This window comes from Streptomyces sp. NPDC045022, assembly GCF_056432605.1.
Window position 1 is genome coordinate 1 of sequence record NZ_JBWKIR010000053.1, and the last position, 21,594, is coordinate 21,594.

Sequence of the window (21,594 nt, forward strand, 5' to 3'; positions counted from 1 at the left end):
GTACTGGATGTACTTGGGCTTTCGGCCGGTGCGGCGAGAGTGCGTGCCGGGCGTCGCGACGGGGCGAACGTTGCCTGCCGCGGCACTAGAGGTCGTCAGCGTGGGCTGCGGAGAGCTGGCGCATGGCGAAGTCGTCGAGGATGAGCACGTCGGGCCGTACCAGTTCACGGATCCGTTTCTCCCAGGTGCGGTCGGCGTGGCCGCCAGCGAGTTCGGCGAGGATCCGGCTGGTCTTGGCGAAGCGGACGTGGGCGCCCTGGCGGACAGCGAGGTGGCCCCGGGGCCTGCGCGATATGTGTCTTGCCGACCCCGACGGGACGGAACAAAATTACGGACTCACTGGCGTGTAGCCAGCGCGGGCTCCAAGGTCGCGGATCTGGGCGGCGGGGAGCTTCGAGGAGGCGGTGAAGTCGAACTCCTCCAGGGTGACCTGCTGCTCGAACTTCGCCCGCTGGAGCCTGCGTTAGGAGGCGACGGTCTCGCGGCGGGTGATCTCGTCCTGGCAGAGGACCTTGAGGAGTCGAGGTGGCGTAATGATCGGATAACCGGGCTGCGGGTGGGGTAGGACGGACGCCGGGCCTCTTCTCGTTGGGAAGCCCCATCTCACCCAGCTGGGGCTTCCCAGCGAGAACGAAGGACAACAGCATGGCCAGCGGCACCGTGAAGTGGTTCAACGCCGAGAAGGGCTTCGGCTTCATCGCCCAAGATGGCGGACCGGACGTCTTCGCGCACTACTCCAATATCCAGGGCAACGGATACCGGGAACTGGTTGAGGGAGAGACCGTCACCTTCGACGTCACCCAGGGCCAGAAGGGCCCCCAGGCCGAGAACATCGTCCGTGGCGGCTGACGCCCGACCGGCGAGTGAGTCCCGCATGATCCACCATGTAGAGTGGCATCACCGGCGCGGGGTGGAGCAGCTCGGTAGCTCGCTGGGCTCATAACCCAGAGGTCGCAGGTTCAAATCCTGTCCCCGCTACCAGAAGAAGGGGCCCGCAAGCGCGGGCCCCTTCCGCGTTGCCCCCAAGCGGGGAAGCGCTGCGGTTTATGAGTTCAGAGACAGGCTCAACGTTCCTGGCCCTGATGGTCCTCGATACCTGCGAGGACGACGTGGCGATCGATCACTCGGGCGGTGCCGTAGGCGGAGGCGTTGAGGTAGATCACCAGCGCCGTTGCTGCCGGCCTTGAGGACAAGGGCTGGGTGATCCGCATCGTCGAGGTCGCCCCCCGCATGGCCCGTCTGCTCGCCACCGACGCGGCAACCGGCGCGTCCTGCGAGCTGGACATCCTCAAAGAGATCTTCCACAGGCCTCCCGCGCAGACGGATGCCGGGCCCCCGCTGTCCCGGGACGACGCCGTGGGACTGAAGGTCCGTGCCCTGCACGACCGCGGCTTCCCCCGCGACGTCATCGACGTCTTCAGCGCCCGCGAGCTGTACACCATCGGGGAACTCGAGCGTCTGGGCGCGCAGCACGACGAGGAGTTTGACCTGGAGGAACTGCACGGCCGGCTCGAAGCGGTCGACTTCACCTCCGACCGCGAGTACGCCGCGTATGACATGAGCCCCGTCCACATCGCCGAACTGCGCGCCTGGGTCCGGCACTGGCTCGACGACCTCGGGCTGCGTCTTGCGGAGCCGTACGCCGAGGACGGCGACTGACCCGGCCGTTACTGAGTGCCGTGCAGGCGGTGCTGGCGGGCGGTGACGAGGGCGCGCCAGCGGATACGGACGGTGGGTTCATCGTCGAGCCAGCGTATGGCGGGCCCGGCGGGCTGGGGCAGGTCGCCCATGGCGGCTGCGATGTGGCGGTAGTAGGCGAAGTCACCGTTCGCGGTCGCCTCGCGCAGACGGTCGATGGTGGCCGCGAGGTCCTCCTGTGCGCCGCGCACGGCGTGGTGAAAGGCGAGGGCGGTTTCCAGGAGCGGGGTGAGCCAGGCGAGGCCGGCGACGGTGATCTCGGTGCGCAGCACGGTGGCGCGGTCGGTGACGTCGCGGTCGGTGCCGGCGTCGCGTACGAGAGCGGCGACGTGGGCGAGGAGGGTGGTGGCGCGCTGGTCGCGGTGGGCCAGGAGCTGGTGGGCGAGGGCCAGCTCGTCGTCGGCACGGGCCGGGTCGGCGAAGGCGGTGACCAGGGCGATGTGGGTCGGGGGGATGGCCCGCTCGCCCGGGGCGTCGTGCTGTTCGGCTTCGGTCCGTGCGGCCTCGAAGGCGATGGTGGCTCGGTCGATGTCGCCGTGGGGCCAGCGGATGTGGCCCAGGACGCGGTGGTGGCGGCCTTTCCAGCCCTGGGTAGGGACGGCGGCGAGGGCGGTGGGGAAGTAGCCGCGGATGCGGGCGAGGTTGGCCAGGCCGCGGCGGGCGCGCACAGCGAGCCGGCCGCCGGCGTCGGCGACCTGGCGCATGCCGTCCGCGGCCGCGTCCGTGCGGCCGAGGTCCTTGTGGGCTTTGGGCCGGTAGTAGAGGGCGAGTTCGACAAGTTCGCCGGAGAGAAGGCCGGTGCCCAGGACGGCGGTGAGACGCTCAGCGGTGCGGTCGCGGTGTTCGTGCTGGCGGCGGCCGATGGCGACGAGGAGTTCAGCAAGAGCGTCGGCGGGCGTGTCCGGGCCCGTATGCGGGCCGGTGCCGGGCACGGAGACCAGAGCGTGAGTGGGCGGGGCGAGGGGTTCCCACACGGAGTCGTCGGTGTAGGCGAAGACTGCCTCATCGGCACCGGACTCGTACCCACCCCGCCATGACGACATCATGCATTGAAGGTCAGTAGACACTCACCCCCGACCGTGCCCTACTTCTTGCGACGCGTGCCCACCCTCTTCTTCAGTTGGGCCTGGCCGCGCTTCGTCCAGTCGCCTTGGTGTAGGTAGCAGCGTGAGGTGCCCTTCAGCGTCTTGTTCTGGCAACGCCTTCCAGACGCCGTGGGCCAGCCGCACTTGCTCTGCTTCCACTCGCCCACCGTTCGCCCCCCGGTAGTTCACTCGAAGACTCGGCCGGCACTCAGCGTGCAGCGCCGTGCAAGCACTGGGTAGGGCGCATAGCCAGCGGTGTGAAAGCTCCATGCGCGCGCGAGTCGGTACAGCACGTCGCGCGGGCTGGCTTTCAGTGTCCGTTGGTGCTCCAAGAGGCCGTGTACGAGGTCGTTCACCTGCGTTCATGGTCGGCTTCCCATACGCTACGGCCCACGGCACGCCGCCGTCATGGCCAGGGGGGAGCATGGTGGAGCAGCTTCAGAGGCTCGTTGTCCGCTACGGCGAATGCGTACAGAAGCCCGTGCGTTTCCGTCCAGGAACGTGGCGCCCGCGGTTGGCGTCGCACGGGGCGGCGCATGTGCTCGATATCGGCGTTGAATCTGCGAGTGGGCCGGGCGGTGACCGTCTCATCGAGCGGGGCGACTTGGCCCGTCTTCGTGACCACGTTGGTGATGACGCCGACGGCCTGCGTGACCTGTTCGTGGCTGTCATGATCTGGGGCTCAGGTACCACCAACGGACGTGGGCCGCGGTACACCGAAGCGGCCCTGTCCGACCCGCGCCTGCCCAGAGTCCTCCGGACCACGCGCGAAGCGGTCCGAGGCGGAGACCTGAGTAGGGCCTACCAGCAGTTCGTCCTTAAGGGAGTGGGGCGATCCTTCTTCACCAAGTGGTTCGCGGCCGTGGACGACCGTGAAACCACATGTGATCGGGCCTTGATCCTCGACGACCGGGTCTTTCGCTCGCTGAACGCCCTCGGGTGGTCCAGTTGGAAGGCGGCCGGCACCCACCACTGGCCCACCCGATACGCCACCTACGTCAGTGCCATGCACGGCTGGGCCTCGTCTCTGGGTGTCACACCGGACTGGCTTGAGTGGCTCCTCTTCCATCTGAACGGTCGCGTAGACGAGACCTGAGCTTGGGAAGCTCGTGTCTCCTGGCCCCGGTCGCCCTGCTGACCTGCGACCACGGCTGTCGGCTACCGGTCAGACCTGCCGGGGAAGTGGCTGACGGCGGAGGTCGGCGACGACGGCAGTTGTCCGGCTGGCAGCTTGCCTGACCTGTCGCAACGCGCCAGCCACCGGGGAAAGTGGGGCCGTCTCGTCGCTGCGCCGACTTGGTTCGGATATCTGACACAGGCTGGGGTACCCGCCTCGCAGCATGGCCCATGGCCGAGTCCGGTACGCGGTGACAGCAACGGAGAACCAGATGAAGGCCCGCCAATCAGCAGCCCCGCCGACGCCAGCGCCGGTTCCAGCCGATGAGCAGCCCGCCGAAGTCCTCTCCGGCCGCTACCGGTTGGGCGCGAGAATCGGATCGGGAGGCATGGCCGACGTGTACGAGGGCGTTGACACGCGCCTTCGGCGGCCCGTGGCCGTCAAGCTATTCCGGCCCGGCCCGGACCCGCAGACGGAGGACCGTCTCACCGCGGAGGCCGTCCTTCTGGCCCGCCTGCAGCACCCGGGACTGGTCACCGTCTACGACGCCGGCCGCCACGAAGACCGCACCTACCTGGTCATGCAACTGATCAAGGGCCCCACGCTGCGCAGCCTTTTGGCGTGTGGAGCGCTGCCTGAGCGGCGTGTGGTAGATGTGGGCGCCGCCCTCACGCGAGTGCTGGCCTATGTCCACCAGGCCGGCGTCGTGCACCGAGACATCAAACCGTCGAACATCCTCCTCGACGCGGCCGGTACTCCTCACCTGGCTGATTTCGGCATCGCGCGCCTGGCCAACGCCACCCGCCATACGGCACCGGACGTGCTGATAGGCACCGCCGCCTATCTGGCACCGGAGCAGGTTGAGGGCAGGCGGATCGGGCCGGCCGCCGACGTCTACGCGCTCGGCCTGGTCCTGCTGGAGTGCTTGAAAGGCGAACTGGAGTACCAGGGCACCCCGTTGGAAGCGACAGTCGCCCGCCTACACCGCCCACCCGAAGTCCCCACCTGGCTCCCCTCGGAACTCGCGGCCCTGCTGCGGGCCATGACCGCCCAGGACCCCGAGGGCCGCCCGGACGCCGAGCAGTGCGCGCAAGCCCTCGCCTCCCGGCACGCCGGACCTGATCCATACCCGCTGCCGCTCTCGGCGCCCTCCGAGGCGCGCCTTCCGACGCCGCTGGCCGCTCACCCCGGAACGGAGGAGCACATACGCTCTCAGGAGGCGGCAGTCACCCGGCGTAACCTCCCCGGCGGCACTCGCCACAGCCGTCGCCTGGCAGCGGGCACGGCCCTGGCCCTCTCCGTGGCCCTAGGCGCGACTCTTGCCGTCACATCGAGCACTAGCGGAAGCGACGACCGGGCAGCAGCGACGCCCGCCGAAACCCCCTCGCACCCGCCCTCCGGTACGGCGACTGCCAAGAGCGGGCCCGGTGCCCTCCCACCCACCCGATCTCACGGGGCTCAGCCCCCCTCTAGGGCACTCGGTGCGTCCCACCCTGCGGCTGCGGCAACCGGATCTCATGCCCAGCCCGTCTCTCGGACACTCGGCGCTTCTTATCCAGCGGCTGCCCCGAGCTCGAGCCGCAGCGCCTCTGCACCGCCCGCGAGCTCGAGGCCGCCCGGATCGGCGTCACCGCCGCCACGATCCGTGCCGACCACAGCCGGGGCCGCTGGCCAGAGCCGGACGACACCTGCGGCGACGCCAACCGCTGGCACGGCGCCCCCATCACCAAGGCCCTCGAAGGGCGGCGCCACTACCGGCGCACCGCCCAGCCCAAGCCCGACGCATTAGAGGCCGAGGACCAAACCCGCCGTGCCGTTACATGCTCAACCTTCTAGGGGTACACCCGCTTTAGGAGTTCGATCTCTACCCAGTACTACTAGGGATCCACCCGGCCATGCTGGCCGTACCAGACCGTCTAGGGGTGGGGGCGTCCGGTGCCGTTGATGTCACTTGTGGATGTCGGAACGGCGCACCCGTATGCGCCCACTGGCACGATGCTCTCGTAGCTGACCTGGAGCGCATCGCGGCCGAGATCACGGCGTACCTCCGAGTACTCGAGGAGAGCGCCACCCTGCGGCACCACTTCCGCCACGCTGACGAAGAAGGCGGCCTCTGGTACGTCGAGGCCGTACCCGACCGCGCTGAGTTGATCGTTATCAAGCAGGCCGAGCTGACCTCGGCTGGCGAACTCCACCGGTACAGCTGGGAGCACTTGGAGGACGAATACGGCGGCTTGACAGACGCGGACGCCGAGATCGCTGCGGACCTCGCGCATCGGGCCGACCTCAGCCACGCGCAGGCGGTGGTGCTGGCCTCTCGTGTCGAGGAAAGCGCTGTGGCGCTTGCGTATGCAGGCCTGCTGACCGCCGCAGACGTTGATCCCGCGACGCAACCGGACGTCGCGCTCGCCCTGCTTGCCGAGCGTGCCGGACGCCCGGAGTGGGCGCGCCTCCTCACGGAAGATCCAGTCGTCGAGCGCAGGGAGAAGCTGGCCGCCTGCTCCGGCCTTCCGCTCGATTTGGTGGAGATGCTGGCCACCGACTCGGACGTACAGATCGTCGCGGAGCTCGCGTTGTGGACGACACCGGAGACGGCCACCAGACTTGCGGCGCATCCGCATGCCGAGGTCCGTCGCGCGGTGGCGGCCAACGAGGCGACGCCACCGGCCGTACTGGCGGCGCTGCTCACCGGCGAGGGGCTGCCAACCGCACAGCGGTGCCTGGTCTGCGACCGTGAAGAGGCGCCCTTCGTGCACGATCCACAATGCTCGCGACTCGACTGCGATCTGCCGTCCGGCGCCTCGTGCGACGGCTCCCACGAGTCCACCAGGCACGAGACGCAGCAGATGGCGATTCGGAATCCGGTCACACCTGCCGAAGCCGTCGTCGGCTTCGTCGACCACCCTTCGCTGCAGTTGCGCTGGACACTCGCCGGCCGCCCCAATCTGCCATCGGAGGTCTGCGCTCGGCTCGCCGTAGATGCGAATCCCGGTGTTCGAGCCGATCTCGCTGAGAATCCGGCGATTGACGACGCCCTGATCCGCGCACTGGCCACCGACCGTGACCACGAAGTGCGGCGCAGGCTTGCCCACAACCCTCTCGTACCGCTCGACGTTCTGACCCACCTGGCCAGCGCTACCAGGATCGGCGCCACTCTGCTGCCGCGGATCGCCTCGGCATCCCCCGACGAGGTCGAGGAGCTGGCCGAATCACCGAACCCAGCCGCGCGGATGCTCATAGCCCAGCGCCGCGATTTGCCACCCGCTATACGCGACGCGCTGGCCGCCGACTCCGACGCAAAAGTGGTCAAGTCCATCGCTCCACACCCGGGCCTCTCGGAAGGCCAACTGCGCACCATGCTCGCCCGGCACGGAGTCCGGGTTGTCGCTACGGTGGCCGCCAATCCGGACGCGACTCCGGCACTTCTGGAGGACCTTGCCCGGCACGAACCATCGGTGCAGAAGGCGTTCCGCGAGATCGCCCGGCATCGCAATGCGTCGGCACCGGCGCTGCTCGCCTGCCTGGCAGACGCACGGGCGAGGCCTATGGCCGCCAGTCATGCGGCACTTCCGCCGCCGATCATCGAAGAGCTGCTCACCGACGCCGACTGGCGGGTGGTGGAGGCGGCAGCCGCCAATCCTTCGCTGCCCCTCGCTGTCATGTCGGATCTGATACCCCGGCTGTAAGCCCTGGCCACCAATTGAATTCTCTGCCCCGCCAGTCACATCCTGGGAGGCCCTTCGAAGGACCTCTACTCTTGAACACAAGAACTTGACTGGGAACACCACTCCGTCGGGTAGTTCACCAGACCCACGGCCGTCAACACGCGCCCCAGGATCTCCCGGTGGGCGCGCGCCTGCGCGCTGATCCCGGCAGCGTCGGTGTAGCAGGCGCCGGCGCTCTCCTCCGGAGTCGCGTTCATAGGCGTACCCAGATCCAGCTCACGACCGTCCGCATCCACGAGCGTAAGATCCACCGCCGCGCCCGCGCTGTGCGGCGCGATCTCCGGTGGCGACACGAAACGGCTCGCCGCCGACCGAATCTGCTCGTCGGTCCATCCAGGCTGCTCAGCTCGCAATCTGGCCGCGTATTTCTCAAAGTAGCGCCGCTGCAACGCCGGAGGACGATAGCCCTCGACCACCAGGAACCCCAGGCCGACCGGCAAGTGCGCCTGTGCCTGGAGCAGACGCCCCAGCACGCCTTCCCGCAGGTAGAAGAAGGCGTCCGAGTCGTCCTGCTTCCGCAAGTCCACAAGGAGCGGCCCCCTCCGGACATCGACCAGCGGCTCACCGCACTCATGTACGGGGACGGCTGCCACCCGTGGATCCGACATCAAGATGATCTCGCTCATCCCGCGATGATCCCCGAGCGCGGTCAAACGACCACAACTTTGCTCACAACCCGGCGAACGCTCCTGGTCAAAGCACTAGGTCCGGAGCCCGATGAGGGTGGCAGACCCGCGCTTGTGCCGCTGTTTTCACAGGGCATCCACAGCCGTCGCCCAGCCCTCGCTCATGGTCGAAGCCTAGGTTCCACCGCATGGCACACGACGAACAGCGGCACACACCCTTAACCCGAGGCGACAACGACCCGGCCACTCCGGGACCCAATAGGCGCAAGGTCCTGACCGTCCTGGGCGGAGCGGGCCTCGGAGCGGCCGGAATCGCGGCCTATGGCGCCCAGGCCTCGGCCGGAACGGAGGGTTCGGGCAGCGGCAGGCCCGCCGCCGGTTCGACCTCCACGGTCGCTCCCCAGTGCGTCCTGACCGCTGAGCAAATGACGGGTCCGTACTACCTGGAGGAAGAGAAGGTCCGCCGGGACATTACGGAGAACCGACCCGGCGTCCCGCTTACCGTGAGCTTCCAGGTGGTGGACACCGCCACCTGCAAGCCGGTACGCGGCGCGGCGGTGGACATCTGGCACTGCGACGCCGGCGGGGTCTACGCCGGCTACACGAGCATCTCCCCGGACGTCCCCTTCGATCCGAGCAAGACCGACGAGAACGGGCACATCCCGAACACCGACAAGAGAACGTTCCTGCGCGGTGTGCAACTCACCGACGCACACGGTAGGGCGACCTTCAAGACGATCTTCCCCGGCTGGTACTACGGACGCACCACCCACATCCACCTGAAGGTGCACTACGGCGGAGAGGTCCAGGCCGGGACGTACCAGGACGGCCATGTCTCCCACACCGGCCAGGTCTTCTTCACCGACCAGGTCGCCGACGCCATCGCCAAACTGGAACCGTATGCCAGGCACACCGGAGCCCAGCGGGTGAAACTGGCCGAGGATCACATCGCCCGTTCCGCAGGCGCGGCCTCACTGGTCACGCTCAAGCAGGTCAGGCCCGGCAGCTACACCAAGGGCATGACCGGATCCATCGTGCTGGGCGTCGACCCGAACGCCACACCCGTCGAGCCGGGCCCCGGCGCGCCCCGCCCCGGCAGCTCTGGCTGACCCCGCGGCCGTCCGTCAGGCCGGCGGGCCGCAGTCTCGCCGGGCCTTATCAAGGGGCAACGGAGCACGACTACGACCCCGAGGTGTGGAACTGCGCGAAGCCCGTCGCCTTCCGCCCCCGCTACTGAGGGACCGGCCCCGCCGACGGCATGTCGGCGGGGCCGCTTGCACGCTCGGCGTAGTGCAGCATCTGAACGGTCGCGGCACCAAGCACAGAGACTGTGCTATGTCTTCCTTGGTGGACTGGTACTCGCCCAGCCAAGCCCATCAGTGAGCGTTTTCAGCGTTGCCTGCCAGGACTTCAGCAGTGCCATGCCGCGTTCGACCAGTGCCCCCGCCGCGGCCAGGGCCCGGTTGACGGTGCGCTGTGTGAGGGTGACTTCACCGCCTGGTGGCCTTTTGAGTCCGGTGACGACCCAGGGGCCGGCGCCTTGGCGCTCGCAGATCCGGATGATGCGGTGGGAGCGGGCTGCGGTCAGGTCGTGGGTGCAGCCCGGCAGCGTGGGCGAGATCCACAGGACCTCACCGGTGGCATCGGTGACGACCTGGACGTTCACGCCGTGTCGGCGGTTCTTGGCCGAGTAGTCGGCTCGGCTGTCGCCGACGCGGTCGCACTCGGCGAGGGTCCCGTCCAGCAGTCGTAATACCTGGCGGGGGTGAAGCCCTTGAGGAAGCCGAGACTGGCTGCGAGGGAGAAAGGTCCTTGCGGGGCGATGGTGAAGGCGCACACAGTCAGTTCCCGTGGGCGGTGATGGCGTAGCCCTCGGGTCCGAGGAATGTGAACATCGTGCCGAACGGGCCGTCCTCCGGCGCCTTGACGATGGGGGTCCCGGCGGCCTGGAGACGGTTGTGGAGGGCCTGGGCATCGCTGGTCTTGAACCACAGGGCGACTCCGAGGCCGGGCCGCTCCACGCTGTCGAGGTCCACACCCGGCAGGGGCTCGCGGACGGCGAACGCCACCGGCTCTGTGGTGAACACCACGGCGCCGGGGGGCGAGGAGGGCGCCCGGCGCAGCCCGAGCTGAGTCTCGAAGAAGGCGGCAGCCCCGTCGATGTCACGCACCTGCAGCGCGATGAAATCCGGCCCGGCGACGGAAACGGTGGTGGTCATGGGTGCTCCTCAGTCGACTGGATGTCAGGACTTTGACATAAGCGACGGTAGGCGTTTCCGCTGCCCTATGTCAAACTCCTGACATGAGTGATGGGACTACCGACCCGACCCCGCCAGCCGATGTGACCGAGCGACTGGGCTACCGGCTCAAGCGTGCCGCGGCCGCCCTGCGCGGTGCGATGGACAGGGCCCTGCGGGAGTACGGCCTGACAGTGCCGCAGTACGCCTGTCTCGAACTACTCGACCAGCAACCCGGGCTGTCCAACGCCGAATTGGCCCGCGGCGCCTTCGTCACCAGGCAGTCCATGAACGTCGTCCTGCGCGGGCTGCAGGACGCCGGCCTCATCACCCGCGCGGCCACGACCGACCACGGCCGCGCCCTGCCCGCCCACGTCACCGAGGAGGGCCACCGCCGCCTCGCCGCGGCACGCACGGCCGTTTACGCCATCGACCAGCAGATGACCGACGCCCTGCCGCCGAAGCGCCTCGCTGCTCTTCTCGCCGACCTGGACCGGATGGCAGAGACACTCGGTGGGTGAACCGGTCTGCAGCTCGATGGGCCAGAGGGGGATCGCTGTGTCCCAACGCCGCATCGGCGAGGCAAGCGCGTAGACGGCGCACACGGTGCGGGGTCTGCGCAGCCGTCGGCCCTCCCGTGGGGAGGCCGGGAGGGACGGCGCGGCCCCGCCCGGGTGACAGCACACGGACGGGGCCAGGGGGCGGGGGCCTCCGCCTGGGGGAGGAAGAGGATCACCGCGGTCACAGGATGGCACTGGATTCGGCCAGGCAACAGGGTTGTGACCGGAATCGGCCGCATGGCGGGCTCAGCCATGGCACTCGGCCCCAGGCCGGTGGGGGAGCCATGCCGTCTCGAGTCGCCCCGCCATCCGGGGCCCGCTCCTGCTGGGCCACCGGCTGCGCCGACGGCGTGCTCGAAGACGCGATTCCCATCATGTCTACCGGCGGTAGAATCGACTCTATGAGCAAGCCGACGAGCATCAAAACCAGCGAGGAAGTGCGCGATCGGCTGCGCATCCTCGCGGAGGAGCGCGGCACCACCATCACGGAGCTGCTGGAGGCTCTCGCTACCCGGGAGCTCACGGCGGCCGAGCGGGAGCAGCGGGCTTTTGAGGCTGCCCGTGAGCTCGGCATCGAGTACACCGAGCAGGTCCAGCAGGCCGGCCAGGACGCCTGGGCGAAGATCCGCGCCCATCAGGGCGGCGCCGCCGCATGAACCTGACGGCCGTCCTGGACCACACCGCTCTGGCCGCCCTGTTCCGTGCGGATCCCTTCTTCACCGGCCTCTACATCGAGGCCTCGCGTGGCACTGGCCGGGTCATCATCCCGTCGCTGCCCAAGTGGCCGCCGACCTGTTCAAACGGCCGGAAGTCACCGAGCACGTCATGCCAGCCGACCGGGTGCGTGTCGTCACGGAGCTGACCAGGGACAACACCGTCGCCCAGAAGGTGACCACGGACATGCTGCGCAGGCCGACGGTGGCCCGGACGGTGATGCGGGACGATTATCCGGACTCCGGCTTGGTGGCGTGAGGTCGCGATATTCCGGATGCCGTGACGGAAGGCGTTCGTGCACACTGCGCGGATGGGTAGTGACGGTTCCTGGTGGCTGCAGGAGAAGGCGCTGCGGCATGTGGCGGCCCTGTCGGTCGGGCGCCCACTCGATTCGCGGCCGCGGCTGACGATGAACTTCCATCCCGACCGCTTGGTGGGCGAGCGTCCGATCCTTCTCAGGATGGCGGAAGACGGCGTCTACCGCTCGCAGTTCGTGACCGGCACCAGCAACGGCGGTCTGACCGCGTATCCGGGTGGGGACCGGTGGCGCTGGGAGAGCCGTATCTTCGGTGGCGCCTATGACTGCGCCGCAGCTCACGAGCGGCCGGTCTACGGCGCGCTGAACTACCGGCACGCGTCCGTGGGCGCCGCGCCTCGGTTCGGCTCCTCGTACTTCAGGCTCGCCTCCCACACCCTCGAACGCGCGACGTTCTGCTACCCGGACAGCTCCACCGAGCCTTCGGCATTCGGTGTCGCGAGCCGGTTTGCCCTGATCGACTTGGCTGAGGCCGACGCGCTGGACGCCTTGGACGGTCACATCGAGGCACAGATCCACGGGGCGGTCAGGCTTGACCGTGACGTGGAGGCACTTGTCCTGGATCCCAGCTATCGCGGGACAGCCGTAGAAGCCGATGCCCGCCGGCTTCCGTGCCCTGTCGAATGGCACCCTGGCTTCCATCTGACCGTGGAGCATCTGCGGCGCCACCCGGACTACCGCGGACAAGAGTACGTCGACCTGGGCGCCGAGATCGCGGCCAACGGCAACCTCGATCCTCGCATCATCGGAAAGGCGGCCTCCTCTGGCTGCTACGACCCGCAGGCGCTCAAGAAGGTCTGGCACTGCGTGGCACGCTTCGGCGCGCCGCCCCAGGCGGATGCGGGCAAGCCGCAAGTAGTGTGATGCACGAACTCTCCATGCACGGTGGGGGGTTGAGAGTGCACACACAACAAAACCGCAGCCGTCCCACGCCTCGCTACGCGCGTGGATTACATGCGAACCGCGACGCCGTCCTCACGACTCTAAGGCCGGTCCTGGCCCGGCTGGCACCACCGCGTCACCCTGGTCACCGCCGCCCACGTGTTTCTTACCGAACAGCGTCTGGCCCCAAAAGCACCTGGACCGCCCTCACCCTCTACCAGATCCTCGACGCGCTCCGGGACCACGTCCCTCTATCGACTAGGAGCAACGGCCTGTCGGAGAAAGACTTTGATGCCCCTCTCCATCACAGCCTCCCGCCACACTTCCCGCGCCCGCAGCACTTCCTCAGATGGGGGAACACCGCTCGTCGCATCCGTCGAGGCGTTTCGCAGAGCAGTCAGCAATAGACCTACAGCACTTACAACGATTGCCACCGCAGTCACTGCGGCGAGAAACCACCCGTTGGTTACAAGCTGCCCAGCCATCGGCCACGAACTGACGCAGCGCAGGAAATACCCCACCGACAGCAGAAGCAGAGCAGACAGTCCACTAAGCACGGGTACAAGGACTGCCATGACAGCGACGAATCCGGCGCCAGCTGTTTCTGCAAGTTCTGCACGACCTCGTGCCACGCGGTCGTGTTCCCGCAGCATGATGTAGGTCCTGTATTCCTGCGCCGCCGAGGCAGTGATCAGTGCTTGAGCGCTCAAGGCGAGAGTGCGCAGCTGCTCGGGGCTAAGCCAGTAACTGCCCGGCAGACCCATCAGCGCGCGCAACTCGGGTTCATTAAGAGCCTGGTCCACCATCCGCTCATAGTCCGGACGGTCCTCGGCTAGGAGGTGCCGGGTCTTGGCCAGGCCGCTCGACTCTGGTGTGCGTGCGATCGCGGATCGCAGTTGGCTTGAAGAGTCGGGTGATGCCAAACCGCCAGCGTCAATACCGGGTGTCGTGCGTGCGATCGCGGCCCAGATGCGCCGTCGCAGGGACTCAGCTGGCATCTACGTCCCCTCCCTCTGGGCCAGTCGGCTCATGCACAGAACCTGTGGGGCTTTCCGCGGTGGGTTGCTGCCCAGGTGGGGCTGGAGAACTGCTCCGCCCCTCGCCTTCGACGGGTGGAAGTCCATGGCGCGCGATCTGCTCAAGAATCTTGGGGGCGGCGATTCCCACCGCGACCACGCCAACAGGTCCGCCGGCCTGACCGGACGCTCCGAAGGCCGCTGCTACACCGACTCCAAGGCCCAGCCGCAATACGACGGACAACAGGTAAGGGCCCAGCGGGGTCTGGCCTTCCTCCCTCCAGGGGTAACCCTGCACCCGGCGAATAGCGCCATACAGGTCCAGTGCCTCAACAGCCCCAGCGCCCAGAACGCCCCATAGGCATGCTTCCCACACCGTCACGGCTTCCCCTCCCCATGGAGACCTAAGAAGGCTTCCCACCCGTCGGAGTAGGAAGTCACCTCATTTGGCGAGTCGGCGGTAGCAGATCAGGATGCAGGCGATGCTGGTGAAGGCCATGAAGTGATCGGTTTTGCGTTCGTAGCGCCGGTGGAGACGTCGGCAGCCAGCGAGCCAGGCCATGGTGCGTTCGACGGTCCAGCGATGTGCGGCCGAGTCGCTGCGAGGTCTCGATTCCCTTGCGGGCAATGCGGTGCGTGATGCCGCGTCGGCGTAACCATGGGTCTGGTGCACGATCGGGTGACATCTGAACTGGCTAGCTCTGCGGGCGGGTGCGAAGGATGTCGCAGGCGGATCTTCCGCAGATCCCGATGCAGTCCGAACCGCATGACGTCAATCGCGCAGCAGTCCTCACCCTGGAGCGGCAACGCTGAAAGAGCTCACTGACTGAACCTCACCGCCCTTGCGCTCGCGCCGGCGAGCCAGGTCGGCTTCACGGTTCGGTACGGGGCCCGGCATTGACCTCACCTCCAACGCCCACGAGCTTGCCCCGAGTTGTGTATCGTCGAAGTGCACGTTGCCGACGAGGCAGCGTGCGTGACCCGCAGGGATCTAGATCCCTTGCGGGGGGATGTGTTGCCAGTGTGGCGGTGGCCCCGAGACGCAAGGATCGCAAGCCCCGGCATTCAAGACATCCCGACCGACTGCGGGCCGGCGGTCCGCGTTAATCCAGTACGGAGGAGCGGCTGAAACGCAGGCGCTAGCACCGCCCCGAGGATGATTGCGTGCGTCGGCAGTCTCTCAGTTCACGAACCACGAAGTCGGTGGTCGGACTGAGGCTGCCCGCTTCCAGTTCGACCCTCTTAGAACTGGAAGGCGCTGAAGCAAGTGGACTGGAATTCCCTTACCTTGACCGTCCTTGCGGTCTTCGGTCTGCTGAGCCTGTTTGTCACACTGCTCGTCCAGCTCGTCAAGCAACTTCCCGAACTCATCCTCGCAGTGCGTGAGATGCTGTCGGCCCTCAAGTCGGACGATGACAGCGATACGGAGGACGGGGTATCAGAACGTCCCGCCCGTCAGGAAGTGGGCAGAGGGCTAAGCCATGAAACGGACCAGGACTGAAGCGGCGTAGCCGGGTTGTCCGGTCCGGTACGGTGCCCTTCGCTGTGTGGAACCACCGCCAGACGTGCTCCAGGTCGTCCATGCTGTGCCGTGCCGCGCCGTGGCTCAAGACGCTTGTGATCGGGGGGGAGTGGCGGCACCGTGTGCAGATGGCCGCCATCCGGCGGGGGGGGCATGGCGGTTGCCACGGCGTGGCGCTGCGGCGTGTACGGCCGCGCCGTCCCGTTCCCGAAGCCCGACCGTTCGATGCTGCCCCGCGCAGAACGCATCGGCCGCCCCCGCCGCTGAGCCTTTCAACTGAGCTTGTCGTTTAACCTCGGCGCTCGATGAGACGGGCGAGTGATTCTGTGGGCCAGCAGAGCCACTGCAGGAGTGGGTCGGTGACCACGAAGTAGTGGGCGCTGCCCCAACCTCGCTCCTTGCCCAGGATCTGCGTGGCCTTATCGCGGTAGACATAGCGGAGATAGCGGCGGCGGATCGGCGCTCCTGCTATCAGCAGCACACTGGTGAGGCGACAAGGACGGCCAGCGGGACCAGGACTTTCACGACCGTGAGCTTGGCTCTCTCCTCATAGCGCATGCGCTCAGTGTGCTGGTCCTCTGTGTCGCTCGTCAGCCTGTTCTGCGGGGTTTGGTGCCCACCTTGTGGTGGGCGGGACGGTTGTATGCCTCGCCGGTGGCGAGGACGCGTCCCACGTCATGACGGATAGCCGGATAGCGGTTCTTCGAGCCGGGCGGTCGGCCTGGGCCGGGACGGGAGGGTTTCGGTGCGCCGGCGGGTGAGCCGGTCTTCGCGTGCAGGTTTCTGAACCCCCTGCGGACGCGGGCGGGTGTCAGTTTGTTCGGCTCGATCGGTTTTCCCAGGGCCTGCGGAGGTCGGTGACCAGCGGGCGGGCGAGCCGGAGCTGGGCATAGGCGGCGATCACGAGCCAGGTCCACCGGTCGGCCGCTTCCGAGCTGCGGAGCCGGGGCTTGGTCCACCCGAGGGTCTGCTTGAGCAGGCGGAATGTGTGCTCGATGTCGAAACGGCGGAGGAAGGACTGCCCGCAGCGGTCGACGTCCGCCTCGGTGGCGCCGGTACGCGACCACCACAGCCACACCGGCTTGTTGACTCCGCCGCTGGGCAGCTTCTCCACGGCCAGGCGGATGACGGTGCCCTCGATGATGGGCAGCGGCCCGTCGTGGTCGAGCCATGCGGTCCGGCGGGTCAGCCGCGGGTGCAGCCGGTCCCATGCCTGCGCGGTCACCTTCCCATAGAGCCGGGTGTCCGTGACCCTCACGGCCTGCTCGACGCCCCAGGTCGTGGGGTCGCCGAAAACGAACTCGCCGCCGTGCTTGGGCGGCCGGCCACCCTTGGGGTTGGCCAGGTGGAACTCTTCGCGAGTGGGTGTCGGACGCCGCATCACCCGGTCTGAACGGAGCCGGCCGAGAATCTCGACGGGCAGGTCGGCCAGCAGGTGGGCGATGCGCGGGGCGTCGTATCCGGCGTCCAGCACGACCAGGACCTCCGGGTCACCCGGCCGCCACTGATCACCAGGCCCGCCGACCCTACGGTCGGCGGGCCCCCACCGTCAGGCCATCGAACCCAGCCGGTCCAGTTCGCTGCCGATCACATCCCGCAGCACATCGTGCCGGGAGTTGAGCCTGAACCGCTCGTCACTCCAGCGGTCACGCGGGTACAGCTACACCGGCTTGCCCACCAGTTCGGCCGGCTCCCCGAAGTTCTCCCCGTCACCGCTTGACGCGATAAGGCGGCCTCGGGGGAGCCGGCTGCCGAGCAGGGCGAGAGGCACCCCGGGCGAATCACTTCACTACGACGTTGTCCCCGGCCGAAGTCGACGGCCCGGTGGTGGTGTTGCCGAAATACGCCCAGCGCCACGTGCCCGTCTTGGATGCCTTTACGGTCGTCTTGAGATCACCCGAGCCGTTCGCGTACACCTTTTTCACCGTGGTGTAGGAGGTGGCTCCGGTGGGCTTGAACTGCAGGCTCGCCAGGCGGCCTTCGTAGGAGGCGTACTTCCTGGTCTCCCAGTCGGCTCGCGTGACCTTTCCGGTCACAGTGATGGTGCTGCCCTTGGTCACCGGCTCGGGTGAGGCGTTCACGGTCAGGCGGGAGTTGCGCTTGACGTAGGCCGTGAGGCCCTCGTCATCGGTGTCACCGCCGCCGCCCTGGAAATACACCTCGGCCGCGACCTTCCAGGCTCCGGCCTCGCTGTTGTGCATCTCCCACTCGCTCGGGTCGAAGTACATCGACTCGTTGAAGTCGCAGACGCCCGAGCTCACCTTGATGCAGTCGCTTGTCTCGATGGCGTGCCACAGTCGATCACCCGCACCGCCGCGGTACAGAAACACCGCCGGCCACTTCCACTTGTGGGTGGTCGCCATCCGGAAGGAGGTGGGCACCGCGACCTCCTTCGACACGCCGATCACGATCGGCTTGCCGCCGTTCACCTGGACGCGGGTGAAGGAGGCCCCGCCCTCGGCCGCGCCGGCCGGAACTGCGGCCACGCCGGTGAACACCGCGGCCGCGCCACCGGCCACAACAGCTCTCCAGAGCTTCTTCCCCACTTGATCCCCGATCTCTGTACCGAAAGGCGCCGGAGACTCATCCTCCGGCGCGTTTTTCAGACAGCCGTGATCCATACGGGGTTGCACACCCGTGGATCACGATCGGGCATCAGACGATCTCCGCCTCGCGCGAGGCGATGCGCCGGGCATCGGAGGGGCTCGATCTCGTCCAAGTTCAGCTACCCACCACGTCCCACCGACTGACGCCCGCCCCGGCCCGCACTCACGGCGCCGGGGCCGCCCCGTGCCCGCTCCACTCGCCCTGCCGTCCATGGCGATGGGCATCCCGGCCGCTGCGCCCTGTTGCCTGGCTTGTCGGCCGCCGGTGAACGGTAACGGCTACCGGCACCCCGGGGGAGCGGCGATCTCCCTTGTTCCCACCTCTTGGGTGCCCGGCCCCCTTCCGACATCACCGACGGCCCGGCGCCGTCCCCACCGGCAGGAGCTGAACCCATGACCCCCGCCACCACCACTACGACGACCGCGCCCGCGACCGCGAGCGTGATCAGCGCCGACGAAGTCCTGCGCCTCGCCGACCCGTTCACCCCCTTCGGCTTCGACCCCGACCGGTACGCGGAGATCGTCTTCCACCGGTGCCGGGCGTGCGCGGAGCGAGGGCCGGTCGGCCGGGCCCTGCCCGGCGGAGACTTCCGCGACTTGCCCGCCACGGAGCAGGCCGCGCACACGTGGCCCACCGACCACTCCAACGCCACGGGGCACGAACACTTCGACCGCATTGGGCTCTCCCGCGCCCCGGCCCGCGCCACCACCATCCGCCGCATGGGCAAGACGCCCCGGAACCGCGCCCGCCCCTGACCCAGTGCGGCCTTGCGCCCGCGGCCCCGGTCCGGGCGCGCCCAACAGCCCGTCTCCGCACAGGGGGCGGGCTGTTGGGCGCGCCGGCGCCCGTCTCGCGCCGTCCGCTTCGGAACTCCCGGCTCGGGTGGGACCTGCTGTAGACAAGCAGCCCGTTGCCGTGCGCGGGACTAGCTGCGCGAAGGCGGGCCACACCCCGGCATCCATCCCGGCGTGTTCGAGGAACACGGCCAGACGGGACCGGCTGGAGGCCGCAGTACGGAAGAGGACCGGCGGCCGTATCCGCCCGGTCGACTGCCGACGGGCGGTGCGGGGCGCCATCACCCCGCACCGCCCGTCGGTCCTCTCACGTCACGCGGAGGAGTCGTCGAACGGAGCGTTCATCACCGGCGAGGACTCGCAGGACGAGATGACACCGGTGCTCACCCTGATCTTGCAGACCTCGATGTAGGCGTTGTCGATGTAGCCGCCCGGCGAGGCGTACGTCGTCCACGTCGCGGTGTCCTGACCCGACGGAATGGTCCGCAGCCGCCACACGATGTGGCCGTTGTCGCCGTTGGTGACAAGGCGGGCACCGATGGCGTAGCCGTCGGTCGCGGTGTCCTCGACGTGGATCGTGACGGGGTCCAGACTGTACGGCCGGAGGCGCCAGCCGATGTCCACGCGGCCGGAGTACGAGTAGTCGGTCGCCCGCACGCTGGCCGACGTGGTCAGCGGGGCAGCGGCGGCGGGCGTGGCGGCGGCCGGGACGACGACGGCGGCCAGAGCCACCGCCGCAGAGGCAGCCAGAGTGTGCTTGAGACGCAAGAATCCCCCAAAAGACGAGCTCAGTAGAACTGAGGTGCGAAATGATCATTCTAGCGCCTGCTCGGCCCGCCGTTTCCTGCAGACGCCGTTCGGCTGCGGCGGCATGCGCGGCGGCAGACCAGCGGGCCTGCTCGGCGGCCCTGGCACGCGCGGCGGCATCGGCATCCGCCTCCAGCCGGGTGCGGGCGGCCGCCATTTCCACGTACGCGGGGGCCGTCCACCCGGCCCGATGTGGGTGTGCACACGTCCCTGGAGCCATAGCCGAGCGTTGGAGGGTCAGGCGATGGCCACCGGCACGCCGCCCGGGCGGCCGGCGCGCTATGTGGTCCGCGCGTCGGGTGGCCGCTGGCCATGGCGTCTTTGGTCGTCCCGGCGACGGGCACGCCGTCTGCACGCGATCGGTACGCGAAATGTGCGCTTCAATGCCGGGCGAGACGCCGTCCTCGCCGTTCATGACGTAAATGCTGCCAGGGTCAGGCGAGGGTGTCGCGGAGGTAAGCGGGCAGTGCCTGCCGGATGGCCGGGTCCGCTTTCCAGCCGGGGCCGGTGAGGTGGGCGGGGGTGATGACGCACTGGCTGCCGTTGCCGGCGCGGACGACGACGCGGAACGTTTCGCCCCGGCTGTCCCGGCCGGCGAGGTACGCGGCGAGAAGAGTCCGGCCCAGCTCAGCGGGATCTGCCTCGGTAGTGGCGCGGCCGAAGTCTTTGCAGATCCACACGTCGCTGAATCGTTCGTGCATGAGGATTTCCCACCGCATGCAGCTGGGCATGTCTTCGCGGTACACGACCGCGATCTTCCCCCGCGCAGCCGCCCCACGTACCGCTACCTGCGAGTACTGGCCGAAAAAGCGCGCCTCTTCCGCCCGTCCCCGCGTCCCGGCGCCACCACCGTGCTGGCTCCGACGTCCTGGGCCCCGCGCCCCCCAGGGCCTGGAGCCGTCCTCGTGGCGGCAGAGCCGGCACTGCGTGAATCCCTGGCCGGACTCAGCAACCCCAAACTCATCCGCCGCTGTTCGCAGTTAAGGCCCGCGCCCGGCACCGGGCCGCAGGCGGCATCCCGCCACACGCTCCGGGTGTGGCCCGGCGGATCCTGCTACCTCACCGAGGAGATCAACGACCTCACGGCCCCGATCAGTACCGCGATCGATGCCTGCGCACCCAAGCTCCTGGGCCTCTACGGCGTCGGCCCAGATACGGCCGCGGCCCTGCTGACAGCAGCCGGCGACAACCCCGATCGCCTGGCCACCGAGGCATCGTTTGCCGCCCTCTGCGGTGCCAGCCCCGTGGAAGCATCGTCCGGAAAGACCCAACGCCGCAGGCTCAACCGCGGCGGCGACCGCCAGGCCAATTCAGCGCTCTACACCATCGTCATCGCCCGCCTGCGCTGGGACACCCGCACCCGCTCCTATGTGGAACGACGGGTCAGCGAGGGCAAGACACGACGCGAAGCCATCCGATGCCTCAAACGCTACGTCGCCCGCGAGATCTACCAAGCCCTGCTCACAACGCGGAGCCAATCTCCCGCACCAGCCTCCACTGGTTGACATCCATAGGGGCATCAAGCGTGCCTATGTCTTCCACGGCGCTGTCACGGTCGCAGCGATCTGGCTCTGGCTCCGCACATGAATCTGCATGGCCAAGGCGCCGTCACACGCTCTCGATAATCCCTTGGATGGCTGCCCCGCTGAGTTCGACAACGACGGCGTCGGCTCGGAGCTCCGCCGGCAGGTGCGAGCGGTCCTTCCCGGTGCCCAAGATGGCCACCCCCTCCGGCAGGAGAATCACAGCCTCCAGACGTTCGACTAGCTTGGCGACAATGAGCTCTTTCCAAGCTCACGCTGATGCGTGGTGAAGGACGAGCACGGCCTTCACCACGTTGGTGATTCGGTTGGTGCTGCAGCGGAGCTTCCGCAGGAGACGCCAGCCC

23 protein-coding genes, 1 tRNA gene and 6 pseudogenes are annotated in these 21,594 nt (G+C 68.2%); 15 read left to right on the top strand and 15 right to left on the bottom strand.

Annotation, left to right across the window (positions count from 1 at the left end):
• Positions 1-88: 88 nt before the first annotated feature.
• Positions 89-517, bottom strand: a pseudogene (locus AC07C1_RS40025) (ATP-binding protein); the annotation flags it as partial.
• A 128-nt stretch (positions 518-645) separates the two neighbouring features.
• Here AC07C1_RS40025 and AC07C1_RS40030 point away from each other — a divergent pair.
• Both AC07C1_RS40030 and AC07C1_RS40035 read left to right on the top strand, forming a co-directional pair.
• Positions 646-849: a cold-shock protein gene (locus AC07C1_RS40030; protein ID WP_467500699.1), complete on the top strand. Its 204-nt coding sequence runs from the start codon at positions 646-648 to the stop codon at positions 847-849.
• Positions 850-904: 55 nt separating this feature from the next.
• Positions 905-981: transfer RNA gene (locus AC07C1_RS40035), tRNA-Met, on the top strand.
• Positions 982-1,064: 83 nt separating this feature from the next.
• Here the strand turns inward: AC07C1_RS40035 and AC07C1_RS40040 are convergent.
• A complete protein-coding gene (locus AC07C1_RS40040) occupies positions 1,065-1,211 on the bottom strand; it encodes a hypothetical protein (RefSeq protein WP_478947043.1) in 147 nt (48 codons plus the stop codon).
• Between AC07C1_RS40040 and AC07C1_RS40045 the strand changes: the two genes are divergently transcribed.
• Positions 1,201-1,659: a hypothetical protein gene (locus tag AC07C1_RS40045; protein ID WP_478947044.1), complete on the top strand. Its 459-nt coding sequence runs from the start codon at positions 1,201-1,203 to the stop codon at positions 1,657-1,659. The two genes, AC07C1_RS40040 and AC07C1_RS40045, sit on opposite strands and share 11 nt — an antisense overlap.
• 8 nt (positions 1,660-1,667) lie before the next feature.
• Here the strand turns inward: AC07C1_RS40045 and AC07C1_RS40050 are convergent, their stop codons facing one another.
• Positions 1,668-2,744: a hypothetical protein gene (locus tag AC07C1_RS40050; protein WP_478947045.1), complete on the bottom strand. Its 1,077-nt coding sequence runs from the start codon at positions 2,742-2,744 to the stop codon at positions 1,668-1,670.
• A gap of 463 nt (positions 2,745-3,207) precedes the next feature.
• Here AC07C1_RS40050 and AC07C1_RS40055 point away from each other — a divergent pair, with 463 nt between their 5' ends.
• From AC07C1_RS40055 to AC07C1_RS40065, 3 genes are all read left to right on the top strand, one after another.
• Complete coding sequence (locus AC07C1_RS40055) at positions 3,208-3,879, top strand: 8-oxoguanine DNA glycosylase OGG fold protein (RefSeq protein ID WP_478947046.1); 672 nt, start codon at positions 3,208-3,210, stop codon at positions 3,877-3,879.
• A 409-nt stretch (positions 3,880-4,288) separates the two neighbouring features.
• A complete protein-coding gene (locus AC07C1_RS40060; RefSeq protein ID WP_478947047.1) occupies positions 4,289-5,689 on the top strand; it encodes a serine/threonine-protein kinase in 1,401 nt (466 codons plus the stop codon).
• A gap of 106 nt (positions 5,690-5,795) precedes the next feature.
• Positions 5,796-7,586 carry a hypothetical protein gene (locus AC07C1_RS40065; RefSeq protein WP_478947048.1) on the top strand — a complete coding sequence of 597 codons (1,791 nt, stop codon included), beginning with the start codon at positions 5,796-5,798 and terminating at the stop codon, positions 7,584-7,586.
• 65 nt (positions 7,587-7,651) lie between these two features.
• Here the strand turns inward: AC07C1_RS40065 and AC07C1_RS40070 are convergent, their stop codons facing one another.
• The gene (locus tag AC07C1_RS40070) at positions 7,652-8,251 is read right to left on the bottom strand and encodes a M15 family metallopeptidase (protein WP_478947049.1); all 600 of its coding nucleotides are present in this window, start codon (positions 8,249-8,251) and stop codon (positions 7,652-7,654) included.
• Positions 8,252-8,439: 188 nt separating this feature from the next.
• Here AC07C1_RS40070 and AC07C1_RS40075 point away from each other — a divergent pair, with 188 nt between their 5' ends.
• On the top strand, positions 8,440-9,360 hold the full coding sequence (locus AC07C1_RS40075; protein WP_478947050.1) for an intradiol ring-cleavage dioxygenase: 921 nt from the start codon (positions 8,440-8,442) through the stop codon (positions 9,358-9,360).
• 224 nt (positions 9,361-9,584) lie between these two features.
• On the opposite strand, the gene AC07C1_RS40080 is transcribed toward AC07C1_RS40075, so the two are convergent.
• Together AC07C1_RS40080 and AC07C1_RS40085 are read right to left on the bottom strand one after the other, a co-directional pair.
• A complete protein-coding gene (locus AC07C1_RS40080) occupies positions 9,585-10,088 on the bottom strand; it encodes a transposase family protein (protein ID WP_478947051.1) in 504 nt (167 codons plus the stop codon).
• 4 nt (positions 10,089-10,092) lie between these two features.
• On the bottom strand, positions 10,093-10,470 hold the full coding sequence (locus AC07C1_RS40085; protein WP_478947052.1) for a VOC family protein: 378 nt from the start codon (positions 10,468-10,470) through the stop codon (positions 10,093-10,095).
• A gap of 83 nt (positions 10,471-10,553) precedes the next feature.
• Here AC07C1_RS40085 and AC07C1_RS40090 point away from each other — a divergent pair, with 83 nt between their 5' ends.
• From AC07C1_RS40090 to AC07C1_RS40110, 5 genes and pseudogenes are all read left to right on the top strand, one after another.
• Positions 10,554-11,009, top strand: a complete 456-nt coding sequence (locus AC07C1_RS40090; protein WP_478947053.1) for a MarR family winged helix-turn-helix transcriptional regulator — start codon at positions 10,554-10,556, stop codon at positions 11,007-11,009.
• A 440-nt stretch (positions 11,010-11,449) separates the two neighbouring features.
• Positions 11,450-11,704, top strand: coding sequence for a hypothetical protein (locus tag AC07C1_RS40095; RefSeq protein WP_478947054.1), 255 nt, complete (start codon positions 11,450-11,452; stop codon positions 11,702-11,704).
• Between the two features lie 124 nt (positions 11,705-11,828).
• Positions 11,829-12,020 (top strand): DUF6192 family protein, encoded by a 192-nt coding sequence (locus tag AC07C1_RS40100; protein WP_478947055.1) that lies wholly within the window; start codon positions 11,829-11,831, stop codon positions 12,018-12,020.
• Between the two features lie 52 nt (positions 12,021-12,072).
• Positions 12,073-12,942, top strand: coding sequence for a DUF3626 domain-containing protein (locus AC07C1_RS40105; protein WP_478947056.1), 870 nt, complete (start codon positions 12,073-12,075; stop codon positions 12,940-12,942).
• A gap of 123 nt (positions 12,943-13,065) precedes the next feature.
• Positions 13,066-13,203, top strand: a pseudogene (locus AC07C1_RS40110) (IS701 family transposase); the annotation flags it as partial.
• 8 nt (positions 13,204-13,211) lie between these two features.
• Here AC07C1_RS40110 and AC07C1_RS40115 read toward each other — a convergent pair.
• Positions 13,212-13,958: a hypothetical protein gene (locus AC07C1_RS40115; RefSeq protein WP_478947057.1), complete on the bottom strand. Its 747-nt coding sequence runs from the start codon at positions 13,956-13,958 to the stop codon at positions 13,212-13,214.
• 460 nt (positions 13,959-14,418) lie between these two features.
• A pseudogene (locus tag AC07C1_RS40120) lies at positions 14,419-14,629 on the bottom strand (transposase); the annotation flags it as partial.
• A 614-nt stretch (positions 14,630-15,243) separates the two neighbouring features.
• On the opposite strand from AC07C1_RS40120, the gene AC07C1_RS40125 reads away from it, so the two are divergent.
• Positions 15,244-15,477, top strand: coding sequence for a hypothetical protein (locus AC07C1_RS40125; RefSeq protein WP_478947058.1), 234 nt, complete (start codon positions 15,244-15,246; stop codon positions 15,475-15,477).
• Positions 15,478-15,787: 310 nt separating this feature from the next.
• On the opposite strand, the gene AC07C1_RS40130 is transcribed toward AC07C1_RS40125, so the two are convergent.
• The 4 genes and pseudogenes from AC07C1_RS40130 to AC07C1_RS40145 form a co-directional block, all read right to left on the bottom strand.
• Positions 15,788-15,979, bottom strand: coding sequence for a hypothetical protein (locus tag AC07C1_RS40130; RefSeq protein WP_478947059.1), 192 nt, complete (start codon positions 15,977-15,979; stop codon positions 15,788-15,790).
• 109 nt (positions 15,980-16,088) lie between these two features.
• A pseudogene (locus AC07C1_RS40135) lies at positions 16,089-17,005 on the bottom strand (transposase); the annotation flags it as partial.
• 42 nt (positions 17,006-17,047) lie between these two features.
• Positions 17,048-17,191 (bottom strand): annotated as a pseudogene (locus tag AC07C1_RS40140) (diadenosine tetraphosphate hydrolase); the annotation flags it as partial.
• An 88-nt stretch (positions 17,192-17,279) separates the two neighbouring features.
• Positions 17,280-18,044 (bottom strand): hypothetical protein, encoded by a 765-nt coding sequence (locus AC07C1_RS40145; protein WP_478947060.1) that lies wholly within the window; start codon positions 18,042-18,044, stop codon positions 17,280-17,282.
• Between the two features lie 453 nt (positions 18,045-18,497).
• On the opposite strand from AC07C1_RS40145, the gene AC07C1_RS40150 reads away from it, so the two are divergent.
• Positions 18,498-18,860, top strand: coding sequence for a hypothetical protein (locus tag AC07C1_RS40150; RefSeq protein WP_478947061.1), 363 nt, complete (start codon positions 18,498-18,500; stop codon positions 18,858-18,860).
• A 351-nt stretch (positions 18,861-19,211) separates the two neighbouring features.
• On the opposite strand, the gene AC07C1_RS40155 is transcribed toward AC07C1_RS40150, so the two are convergent.
• Positions 19,212-19,631 carry a hypothetical protein gene (locus tag AC07C1_RS40155; protein WP_478947062.1) on the bottom strand — a complete coding sequence of 140 codons (420 nt, stop codon included), beginning with the start codon at positions 19,629-19,631 and terminating at the stop codon, positions 19,212-19,214.
• Positions 19,632-20,140: 509 nt separating this feature from the next.
• Positions 20,141-20,407: a hypothetical protein gene (locus tag AC07C1_RS40160; RefSeq protein ID WP_478947063.1), complete on the bottom strand. Its 267-nt coding sequence runs from the start codon at positions 20,405-20,407 to the stop codon at positions 20,141-20,143.
• Positions 20,408-20,611: 204 nt separating this feature from the next.
• Here AC07C1_RS40160 and AC07C1_RS40165 point away from each other — a divergent pair, with 204 nt between their 5' ends.
• The gene (locus AC07C1_RS40165) at positions 20,612-21,211 is read left to right on the top strand and encodes a transposase (protein WP_478947064.1); all 600 of its coding nucleotides are present in this window, start codon (positions 20,612-20,614) and stop codon (positions 21,209-21,211) included.
• A 289-nt stretch (positions 21,212-21,500) separates the two neighbouring features.
• Here the strand turns inward: AC07C1_RS40165 and AC07C1_RS40170 are convergent.
• Positions 21,501-21,594 (bottom strand): annotated as a pseudogene (locus AC07C1_RS40170) (IS5/IS1182 family transposase); the annotation flags it as partial.

Excerpts from the sequence above, each read along its gene's own strand:
- AC07C1_RS40095 (WP_478947054.1), top strand. The coding sequence starts at position 11,450 with ATGAGCAAGCCGACGAGCATCAAAACCAGCGAGGAAGTGCGCGATCGG.
- AC07C1_RS40040 (WP_478947043.1), bottom strand. The coding sequence starts at position 1,211 with ATGCGGATCACCCAGCCCTTGTCCTCAAGGCCGGCAGCAACGGCGCTG.
- AC07C1_RS40030 (WP_467500699.1), top strand. The coding sequence starts at position 646 with ATGGCCAGCGGCACCGTGAAGTGGTTCAACGCCGAGAAGGGCTTCGGC.
- AC07C1_RS40065 (WP_478947048.1), top strand. The coding sequence starts at position 5,796 with ATGCTGGCCGTACCAGACCGTCTAGGGGTGGGGGCGTCCGGTGCCGTT.
- AC07C1_RS40060 (WP_478947047.1), top strand. The coding sequence starts at position 4,289 with ATGGCCGACGTGTACGAGGGCGTTGACACGCGCCTTCGGCGGCCCGTG.
- AC07C1_RS40090 (WP_478947053.1), top strand. The coding sequence starts at position 10,554 with ATGAGTGATGGGACTACCGACCCGACCCCGCCAGCCGATGTGACCGAG.
- AC07C1_RS40105 (WP_478947056.1), top strand. The coding sequence starts at position 12,073 with ATGGGTAGTGACGGTTCCTGGTGGCTGCAGGAGAAGGCGCTGCGGCAT.
- AC07C1_RS40055 (WP_478947046.1), top strand. The coding sequence starts at position 3,208 with ATGGTGGAGCAGCTTCAGAGGCTCGTTGTCCGCTACGGCGAATGCGTA.
- AC07C1_RS40050 (WP_478947045.1), bottom strand. The coding sequence starts at position 2,744 with ATGATGTCGTCATGGCGGGGTGGGTACGAGTCCGGTGCCGATGAGGCA.
- AC07C1_RS40075 (WP_478947050.1), top strand. The coding sequence starts at position 8,440 with ATGGCACACGACGAACAGCGGCACACACCCTTAACCCGAGGCGACAAC.
- AC07C1_RS40085 (WP_478947052.1), bottom strand. The coding sequence starts at position 10,470 with ATGACCACCACCGTTTCCGTCGCCGGGCCGGATTTCATCGCGCTGCAG.
- AC07C1_RS40115 (WP_478947057.1), bottom strand. The coding sequence starts at position 13,958 with ATGCCAGCTGAGTCCCTGCGACGGCGCATCTGGGCCGCGATCGCACGC.
- AC07C1_RS40070 (WP_478947049.1), bottom strand. The coding sequence starts at position 8,251 with ATGAGCGAGATCATCTTGATGTCGGATCCACGGGTGGCAGCCGTCCCC.
- AC07C1_RS40160 (WP_478947063.1), bottom strand. The coding sequence starts at position 20,407 with ATGCACGAACGATTCAGCGACGTGTGGATCTGCAAAGACTTCGGCCGC.
- AC07C1_RS40150 (WP_478947061.1), top strand. The coding sequence starts at position 18,498 with ATGACCCCCGCCACCACCACTACGACGACCGCGCCCGCGACCGCGAGC.